This is a genomic window from Pantoea sp. Pa-EAmG (assembly GCF_030024295.1).
In the GTDB taxonomy this organism is placed as follows: domain Bacteria; phylum Pseudomonadota; class Gammaproteobacteria; order Enterobacterales; family Enterobacteriaceae; genus Pantoea; species Pantoea dispersa.
The window spans coordinates 1-504 of the sequence record NZ_JASEWO010000425.1; the positions used below are offsets into that span (position 1 = coordinate 1).

Here is a 504-nt window from a genome sequence, read left to right on the forward strand (position 1 = left end):
TTCCGGCTCTGCAACCCGCTCGCCCCGCCGTAAACCCAACGCTTTCATCCTGGCATCCTTTTTGCTCTCGTTAAGCTGACGTCACCTTTTTCTGCGTTCTGCGGTAACGGACGCTTTCGCACAGCTTTCTTTCAGGAGTGAAAATATGCACCGTCGTACCTTTGTAAAAGCCTTTGCCCTGTCTGCCTCGGTTGTCGCCATGGGAATGAGTTTTGGCGCGCAGGCCGCGGATACGATTAAAGTCGGGATCATGCACTCGCTGTCCGGCACGATGGCGATCTCGGAAACGCCCCTGAAAGATGTGGCCCTGATGACGATTGATGAGATCAACGCCAAAGGCGGGGTGCTGGGTAAAAAACTGGAGCCCGTGGTGGTTGACCCGGCCTCTAACTGGCCGCTGTTCGCGGAGAAAGCCCGGCAGCTGCTGAGCCAGGACAAGGTGGCGGTGGTGTTTGGCTGCTGGACGTCGGTATCGCGCAAATCGGTTCTGCCGGTGTTTGAAGA

Annotated in this window: 1 protein-coding gene; it reads left to right on the top strand. The window is 56.9% G+C overall.

All coding sequences use genetic code 11. The annotated features are described in order from the left end of the window. Nucleotides 1-145: 145 nt before the first annotated feature. Nucleotides 146-504: transporter substrate-binding protein (locus QMM04_RS23055; RefSeq protein ID WP_282997225.1), on the top strand; the 359-nt coding region annotated here is incomplete at its 3' end.